General features: G+C 69.4%; 7 protein-coding genes. 2 read left to right on the plus strand and 5 right to left on the minus strand.

Translation table 11 applies throughout. From position 1 onward, the window contains the following. Nucleotides 1-491 (minus strand): phosphotransferase (locus GJV64_RS09690; RefSeq protein ID WP_164157041.1); only part of this gene is annotated, 491 nt, incomplete at its 3' end. Further along, complete coding sequence (locus tag GJV64_RS09695) at nt 481-1,602, minus strand: hypothetical protein (protein ID WP_235927686.1); 1,122 nt, start codon at nt 1,600-1,602, stop codon at nt 481-483. The genes GJV64_RS09695 and GJV64_RS09690, both read right to left, overlap by 11 nt. Nucleotides 1,603-1,678: 76 nt before the next feature. On the opposite strand from GJV64_RS09695, the gene GJV64_RS09700 reads away from it, so the two are divergent. Next, on the plus strand, nt 1,679-2,485 hold the full coding sequence (locus GJV64_RS09700) for a Rossmann-fold NAD(P)-binding domain-containing protein (protein ID WP_164157042.1): 807 nt from the start codon (nt 1,679-1,681) through the stop codon (nt 2,483-2,485). Further along, nucleotides 2,482-4,761 (plus strand): xanthine dehydrogenase family protein molybdopterin-binding subunit, encoded by a 2,280-nt coding sequence (locus GJV64_RS09705; RefSeq protein WP_164157043.1) that lies wholly within the window; start codon nt 2,482-2,484, stop codon nt 4,759-4,761. Before GJV64_RS09700 ends, GJV64_RS09705 begins: the two co-directional genes overlap by 4 nt. Before the next feature lie 187 nt (nt 4,762-4,948). On the opposite strand, the gene GJV64_RS09710 is transcribed toward GJV64_RS09705, so the two are convergent. The 3 genes from GJV64_RS09710 to GJV64_RS09720 all read right to left on the minus strand — a co-directional run. Further along, nucleotides 4,949-5,356, minus strand: a complete 408-nt coding sequence (locus GJV64_RS09710) for a hypothetical protein (protein WP_164157044.1) — start codon at nt 5,354-5,356, stop codon at nt 4,949-4,951. A gap of 85 nt (nt 5,357-5,441) precedes the next feature. Beyond that, nucleotides 5,442-6,251 (minus strand): universal stress protein, encoded by an 810-nt coding sequence (locus GJV64_RS09715; protein ID WP_164157045.1) that lies wholly within the window; start codon nt 6,249-6,251, stop codon nt 5,442-5,444. A gap of 14 nt (nt 6,252-6,265) precedes the next feature. Beyond that, the coding region (locus tag GJV64_RS09720; protein WP_164157046.1) for a Crp/Fnr family transcriptional regulator at nt 6,266-6,892 on the minus strand (627 nt) is incomplete at its 5' end.

The following is a 6,892-nucleotide window of genomic DNA, read 5'->3' on the forward strand; positions in this document are numbered from 1 at the left end:
CGGCGCCAGTGCGCCAGCCGTGCCGGCGCGGCATCGGTGGGGGCCATGGCGGTGAGGCAGGCCCGCTCCGGCGGCGCCGCGTGGATGCGGCCGAGCGCGGTGAACAATTGCATGCCGATGGCGCCGGCATGGGCGCCATAGGGTTCGGGTTCCAGCAGGCCAGCCGCCATGCCGCCGCCCACTTCGCGCATCAGGAAGCCGGGCGAGCCGAAACTCTCCGCCTCCGTTTCGCACCAGAGCGGCTCGGGCACCGGCACGTCGCTGCCGGCAAAGCATTCGAGCGCGCGATACTCGGACAAGCGATCGGTCTCGATCAGGCTCGATGGCGGGTCGCGGCGCAGCACCAGCGCCTCGCGCCGGCCCGACGCGCCGATCGCATCAAAGCGATAGGTCTGCCGCGCCGATCCGCCGTGAAAGCGCTTGAGGCCGGATATGCTGACCTCCTCCCCCCAGCGCGCGGACAGGACGCGGGCAAGCCGTTCAGCCGGCAAGGTCGAACAGCTCCCGGAAGCCCGATGGTGCATGTGGCCCGATCATCAACTGCTCGAACAGACCGCGCCCCGGCACCGGTGCTGCCTTGCCGATCACCAGCCGCGCCTCGGCCAGGCCCTGGACATGGGCGTTCATCGGGCTGGCCGGATCAACATCGGCCAGTTCAATCACCTCGTGCGCCACCACGCCGTCACCCTGGAACATGCCATGGCCGCGCACCGGGTGGGCATAGCCCAGCCCGCGCATCATGAAGTTGTCGCGAAGGGTGAAATCCACGCTCACCGGCGTGCCGTCGGGTAGCCGCGCTTCCAGTCGGGCGGCGCCGGCATGGCGGCTGCCGGGCCGGAACGCCAGCGCCATGCGCGGGTCTTCCAGCGCGAACTCGGCCCCGTCTTTCAGCCGCACCAGCACGCCGGCGCGGTTCCATGGGCGGCCATGCTCATCATCGTTGGAATGGAAGAACAGGTGCCAGTCATCAAAGGCGGTTGGCGTCCACAGCCAGAAGAATTGCGGCGGCACCGGCGGCTGCACGGCCTGCGGCTCGGACGCGCCGATCGGGCGCACACCCCAGCTGCGATCGCGGGTGCCGCGCCAGCCATCCAGATCGTGCGTCACCCCGGCCGCGCTGATCCGGCCCTGCCAGTGGCCGCCCTGCGTCATGCGGGTCACGTCCATCAGGGTGCGGGTGCCGCTGCGGCGGATGAATCGCGGCTCGAGGATCGGTGCGGCGCGGCCCTCGAAGGTCAGCGCGCCATGGATGCCGGTGTCGTTCGGGGCGATGCTCAAGGACAGGCGCTGCAGCGGCTCCAGCACGGTCAGCGTCACCGGCCCGATGCTGAGCTCCATGCGCTCGCCATGCAGGATGCGGCTGGCAAACAGGCTGTGTTGCTGGCCGGCGTGCAGCACCGACACCGCGCAATCGATGATGTTGAGGTGCGGATAGACGCCCAGCGCCACGCCCACCACCGCGCTGCCATCGGGGGCCTGCGCGCTGAAGAAATACCGGTCGTAGAAGTTGCGATCGGTGCCGGCCACCGCGATCGGCTCGGGCGTCTGGTGGATTGGATAATCATCGGCCCGGCTCAGCATGAGGCCAATGGTGCCAGCCACGACGGGTGCGACAAGCTGTCAATTGATAGTGTCGCACGGCTGGGCACGGGCGCCGTCGGCGCCTATGTACGGCGCCATGCACCTGCTTGTCCTTGGCCTTGGCTATAGCGCCGCCCGCATTGCGGCGCGCGCGCGTGCAGCGGGGTTTGCCGTCACCGCCGTGCGCTCCCGCCCCGGCCCCGGCGTGCTGACACTCGATGATCCGGCGCTGCCCGGTGTCATCGCCAGCGCCAGCCACATCCTCTCCTCGGTGCCGCCCGCTCCGGAAGGGCATGATCCCGTGCTGGTGGCGCACGGGCCCGCGATTGCCGCCGCGCCGGCGCGCTGGGTGGGTTATCTGTCATCCACCGGCGTCTATGGCGATGCCGGCGGCGCCTGGGTGGATGAAAGCGCGGCCCGGAACGGCCGCCGTGATGGCCGGATGGCCGCCGACGCTGCCTGGGAGGCTCTGCACCCCGAGGTGCGCGTCTTTCGCCTGCCCGGCATCTATGGCCCCGGCCGCTCGGCGCTCGACCGACTGCGCGCCGGGCCTGTGGCGCGCATCGACAAGCCGGGCCACGTGTTCAGCCGCATCCATGTCGATGATATCGCCCGCGCCGTGCTGGCCAGCATGGGCGGCGGGCCGCCCGGCATCTACAACATCGCGGATGATCTGCCCGCCCCCGGCGAGGCGGTGACCGCCGCTGCCGCCCGTCTGCAGGGGCTGGAGGTGCCGCCGCTGGTGCCGCTGGACGCCGCCGGCCTGTCACCGATGGGCCGCGCCTTTTATGGCGAATGCCGGCGGGTGGCCAATGGCCGCATGAAAAGGCTGCTTGGCTTGTCGCTGCTTTACCCCGATTATCACGCCGGCTTGGCCGCATGCCTTGAGGAGATGGACAGATGAAGTTCGGAACCGGACAATCGACCCTGCGTGTCGAGGATGCCCGCCTGCTCACCGGCCAGGGCCGCTATACCGACGATCTGGCACGGCCGGGCATGCTCTATGGCGTCACCCTGCGCTCGCCCCATGCCCACGCCGAGATCAGGAGCATCGACATCTCGGCGGCGCTCGAGGTGCCGGGCGTGGTTGCCGTCTACACCCACCGCGACATCGCCGGCTATGGCCCCGTTCCCTGCCTGGTGCCGCTGTCGGGCGACGTGAAGACACCGCGCCTGCTGCTGGCCGATGACCGCGTGCGCTTCGTGGGCGATGGTGTCGCCTTCGTGGTGGCCGAAACCCGCGAGGCGGCGCGCGCCGGGGCCGAGGCGATCTTCGTCGACTATGCGGAACTTCCGGTGGTGGCCAGCATTGCGGCGGCCCTCGCGCCCGGCGCCCCGGCCATCTGGCCGGAGGCCAGGTCCAACAGCCTGTTCGACTGGCAGGTGGGTGACGGCGCCGCCGTGGACGCGGCCATCGCCGCCGCCCCGCACGTCACGCGCCTGAAGATCATCCAGAACCGCATCGCGCCGACCTCGATGGAGGTGCGCGCCGCGCTTGGCGAATATGCGACAGGCGAGGGCTTCACGCTGACCACCGGCAGTCAGGGCGTGGCGGCGATGCAGGGCATGCTGGCCAAGGCCGTCCTCAACGTGGCGCCAGATCAGGTGCGGGTCGTCACCCACGATGTCGGCGGCGGCTTTGGCATGAAGACCTTCCTCTATCCTGAATATGCGCTGGTCCTCCACGCCGCTCGGCACCTTGGCCGCCCGGTGAAGTGGACCGGTGAGCGCAGCGACGCCTTCCAGACCGACACGCACGGCCGCGCCATGGAAAGCGAGGCGGCGCTGGCGCTCGACGCGGAGGGCCGCATCCTGGCGCTGAAGGTGGAGACCTGGTCTGACCTCGGCGCCTATCAGGCCCAGTATGGCCCCGCCATCCAGACTGTCGCCGGCGGTCGCATCATGGGCGGCGTCTACCGCATCCCGGCCATCCACAATCTTGTCCACGGTGTTGTCACCAACACCGCCCCGGTGGACGCCTATCGCGGCGCCGGCCGGCCGGAATCGGCCTATATCATGGAGCGGCTGATCGAGGCCGCCGCCCGCGAACTGGGCCTTGCCGTGGACGAGATCCGCGCCAAGAACCTGCTGCTGCCGGCCGAACTGCCGCACGACAACGGGTTGGGCCTCACCTTCGACATCGGCAATTTCCCCGCCGTGCTCGAACGCGCCAAGCAGGTGGCGGACTGGGCGGGCTTTCCCGCCCGCAAGGCCGCGGCTGCAGCCCGCGGCAAGCTGCTGGGCCGCGGCATGGCCTATTATGTCGAGATCGCCGGCGGCGGCGGCAACGAGGAACATGCCGACGTGAAGGTGGCTGCCGATGGCCACATCGAGATGGCGGTGGGCACCCAGTCCAACGGCCAGGGCCATGAAACCGTCTATGCCCAGGTGCTGGCCGCCCGGCTCGGCGTGCCGATGGAGCAGATCAGCATCGTGCAGGGTGACACGACGCGCATGGATGTGGGCGGCGGCACCGGGGGGTCGCGATCGATGGCGTTTGGCGGCGGCGCCGTGCTGCAGAGCGCGGACGACATGATCGCGCGCGGCAGTGCGCTCGCCGCAGCCGATCTGGGCAGCGAGGTGGATTATGCCGATGGCCTGTTCCGGGCACGCGGTAGCAATGCCACGCTGAGCTGGGCGGAACTGGCCAGCCGCCACCCGGGCGCGCTTGATGGCCGCAGCCGCTATCTGACCAAGGAGGGCAAACCCGCCCCCACCTTCCCCAACGGCTGCCATATCGCCGAGGTGGAGCTTGATCCGGACACCGGCGTGATTGCCGTCACCCGCTATTGCCTGGTCGATGATTTCGGCGTCCTGGTGAACCCGATGCTGGTGGAAGGCCAGATCCACGGCGGCATCGCGCAGGGGCTGGGCCAGGCGGTGATCGAGAACATCGTCTACGACAACGCCGGCCAGCTCCTGACCGGCAGCTTCATGGACTATGGCGTGCCGCGCGCCGACATGATGCCGCCGGCGGTGCTGTTCGAAACGCTCAACACACCGTCACCCACCAACCCGCTGGGCGTGAAGGGCTGCGGCGAGGCTGGCACGATCGGTGCCATGCCGTCGGTGATGAACGCCATCATAGACGCGCTGGGCGGCCAGCAGGTGGAGATGCCGGCGACGCCGGAAAAACTGTGGCGGCTGGCGCAAGCCGCCGCGGGCCGAAAGGCCGCCTGAATCGAAAGGCGAAGAACAGAGGAAGGCCGCCGCGCCTGCCCGGCACGGCGGCCTTCCGTTGATCGCGGCCCCGGCACCAACTCCCCGGAGGATGGGTGGGAGACGGGAAGCAGTGCGGAACGCGAACCAACCTCTTTTGCCCCATCTCTCCTCAAGATGTCGGCGAAGCGGTTGGCCGCGCCGGAGCTTACATCATCACGGCCATGATGAGGGCCCATCCGACCATCACCAGCGGCACCGTCATCACCTGGGCATAGAGGGCGCCGCCCGAAAGCCGGCCGGTCGCCGTATCCACGCTCCACTCTTGCCGGCCGCCGGGCTGGTGCTGCCGCGGCCCCGACGCCCTCTGCAGGACGATCGGAAGGCCGTAATAGCCAACCAGCACAACGCCGAATATCACGAAGGCCAATCCGAGCCCGGAACCACCCCGGAAGGCAACATACATTGCGGCAAGATACACCGAAGCTGCCCCGGCCAGCTGAACCAACAGCTTGTTCGGCAAGTCGAATTCCAGCTGCCTTAAACTATGTTCAGATGGGCCAAGCGAGGTTGCGCTGCCGGTTTCCTGGCCTTCGGCACGAAATTCGAACTTCATGATCGGTCACTCCATCCGGGCCGGACCCGCGTCCGGCCTTGAGGAGCAGACTGGCAGCCCCCAGGCGGCCCGTCCTTGATCTGGATCAATGTGACAGCAGCAACGGCACCGGCGCATCGCTCAGCAGGCCGCGTGTCACCCCGCCGAACAGCATTTCGCGCAAGCGGCTGTGGCCATAGGCCCCCTGGATGATGAGGCTGGCCCGGCATTCGGCGGCCACGCTGCGGATCACCTGCTCGACACTGGCGCCGCCGCCGTCGCGCTCCATCACATCGGCATGGACGCCCAGCCGCGACAGATAGGCCGCGGCTCGGCGCGCCGTGAACGGACTGTCCTTCTCGGCCACCGTCAGCAGGGTGACGTTGGATGCCAACTTGAGCAGAGGCAGCGCCTGGCGCATGGCATTGGCCGCTTCCTGCCCGCCATCCCAGCAGATCAGCGCCGGGCCCGACACGGCGAGGCCGCGGGCGCCGGGCGGCACGGCCAGAACGGGGACCGGCGCCCGCACCGCCACATCGCCGGTGATCCCCAGCGTCATCTGTGCGGCCCGGGCGAACGGTCCGGCGCTCATCACCACGACATCGGCGAGGCGGGCATGCTCCACCAGGCGGTCGGCACTGTCGCCATCGGCCGAATGCCACTCCCAGCTCACGCCCTCGCTCTTCAGCCGGGCTTCCACCTGCACCCGCTCCTCGCGGCGTCGGGCCTCCACGGCATCGATCAATGTGGTGACCGGAAAGGCGCCCATGGCCGGATCGCCCAGCGCATAGGCGGCATAGGGCATCACCGACACGCAGACGAGGTGGCCGCCACTGGCCCGCGCCAGATCGAACGCCACCTGCAGGCGCGCATCCTGCCCCTCGTCACCCTCGATATGGACAATGATGGTCTTCATGCTTCGCTCTCCCGTCAGGCCACACCCTCGGCCGCTTGCTCCAGCGCGTCGGGATCACGGATCAGCACCCGGCGCCCACCCGGCAGGCCGATCACACCGGCGCTGCGCAATTTCGTCATCTGCCGGCTCACCGTCTCGATGGTGAGACCAAGCAGATCCGCCATCTCGCCGCGGCTGAGCGGCAGCGCGATCATGCCCGGCCCAACGCCATCTGCGGCGGCCTCGGTCCCCAGCCGCCGTGCCGTCTCCTCGATGAACCCGGCCACCCGGGCCAGCGCCGTGGCGCGCGACAGCTGGGCGAGCCGGCTGCGCAGCTGCCGCACATCGGCCAGCGTGCGGGTCAGCAGCGCACGTTCCATCGTCGGTTGCTCTGCCAGGGTGCGCGCCATCACCGGCGCTGGAAACTGGCACAGGGTGACAGGCGTGAGCGCCACCACATCATGCGTCGCTTCGCCGTCAAGCGACTGGCCGATGAAGTCGCCTGGCCACAGCAAGCCCACGATCACCTCCTGCCCGGCCGGCGTGGTGTGGCAGATCTTCATCAGCCCGCGCTGGAGGTTGGCGCACGGCGCGCTGCGGTCCCCGGCGCGCACCAGCGTCTCCCCGCGCGCCAACCGGCGTTGCACGCCCTGCCCGGCCAG

This window comes from Sandarakinorhabdus rubra (assembly GCF_010994245.1).
Taxonomy (GTDB): domain Bacteria; phylum Pseudomonadota; class Alphaproteobacteria; order Sphingomonadales; family Sphingomonadaceae; genus Sandarakinorhabdus; species Sandarakinorhabdus rubra.